The 1,630-nt window shown below is 54.5% G+C and carries 1 protein-coding gene; it reads left to right on the plus strand.

From position 1 onward, the window contains the following. Positions 1–79 precede the first annotated feature (79 nt). Positions 80–1,414, plus strand: coding sequence for an IS4 family transposase (locus D8Y22_RS16465; protein WP_141465786.1), 1,335 nt, complete (start codon positions 80–82; stop codon positions 1,412–1,414). Positions 1,415–1,630: the final 216 nt, after the last annotated feature.

Raw genomic sequence — 1,630 nt, forward strand, 5'->3', positions numbered from 1 at the left:
CATCTGTTCTAGTTTAACGCACCGAGGCATCCAAGGACATCGGACTAGAATCATCAGTAACTAGGAATGTGAGAATCCGGTGGATAGTGTGACTTACTCCCCACCGGATTCAGTGATTGTTGATCGGATTCAAAGAGCGTTTCCCTCTGATGAGTTGCGCGAGCGCGCTCGCGCAACGAATCTCGTCGAACGTGAACGGAAATTCGACGCTGTTGCGCTGTTCTACACGCTTTCACTTGGCTTTGCTGCTGGATCAGACCGATCTATACAGGCTTTTCTGGAACGGTTCGTTGAAATGTCTGACTGCGACGAACTCTCCTATGCAACTTTCCACGGGTGGTTCTCTCCACCGTTCGTCGCACTCCTTCGAGAAATTCTCGATGATGCCATCGAGAATCTCGATACCAAAAGTGCCGACCTTAGCGGACGTCTCGAACGCTTTCGAGACGTCCTCATCGTCGATGGGAGCATCGTTTCCCTCTATCAAGACGCCGCAGATGTGTACGCTGCAACCGGCGACGATCAGGCTGGTCTGAAACTTCACCTGACAGAATCACTCTCAACTGGCCTTCCAACACGATACCGGACAACTGACGCTAAAACCCAAGAACGGAGCCAGCTACCCACCGGCGAGTGGGTAGCTGGCGCACTCATCTTGCTCGATCTCGGCTTCTACGATTTCTGGTTGTTCGACCGCATCGACCAGAACAACGGCTGGTTCGTCTCCCGTGTGAAGGACGACGCAAACTTCGAAATCGTCGACGAACTCCGGACATGGCGAGGCAACAGTATCCCGCTCGAAGGAGAGTCGCTGCAGGACGTCCTTGACGACCTGCAGCGACAGGAAATCGATGTTCGCATCACCCTCTCGTTCGAGCGAAAGCGAGGGTCGTGCACCAGCACGACCCGAACGTTCCGACTGGTCGGCGTTTGGAACGAGGATACTGAGGAGTACCACCTCTATCTGACGAATCTCTCGAAAGACGACTATAGCGCGCCCGATATCGCACAGCTCTATCGGGCGCGCTGGGAGATCGAATTGCTGTTCAAGGAACTGAAATCGCGCTTCGGACTTGACGAGATCAACACGACCGATCCGTACGTCATCGAGGCACTGGTCATCATGGCCGCAATCTCGCTGCTGATGAGCCGTGTTATCGTCGATGAACTCCGGAAACTGGACGCAGAACAACGGGAAAGTGCCGACGACGCTGCGGCGTCGTCGCCGCAACTTCCTCGTCGACGATGTTCTCACGCTGTCGAACGCCATGCACACCTGATTCAGTTGTACGTGATGCTCGATTTAGGGTACGAACTCCCGGATTTAGATGAGTTGTTGCTGTGGGCTTCACGTGATCCAAATCCGCATCGTCCGAGATTACGTGAGCAGGTTGAGTCAGGCGAGTTCTGGTAACGAACTCGCCTGACGACCGGGGCAGCCCCTGTCTCAATAGCGGCAGCTCTGGAACGGCGACACACTCACAGCCGTGAGTGCGCCGCCTGGAAGGTATCACACGACGAATCCGTACTGACTGCTCCAGCAAACCCAGTCTCTTAGCCAATAGCTTCCCAATTAGGTACAGTCTCCGCTGAGATGCTACTTCACTCCGCCACTAAACTAGAACAGATG

Origin of the sequence: Salinadaptatus halalkaliphilus (genome assembly GCF_006543045.1) — an archaeon.
Lineage (GTDB): Archaea > Halobacteriota > Halobacteria > Halobacteriales > Natrialbaceae > Salinadaptatus > Salinadaptatus halalkaliphilus.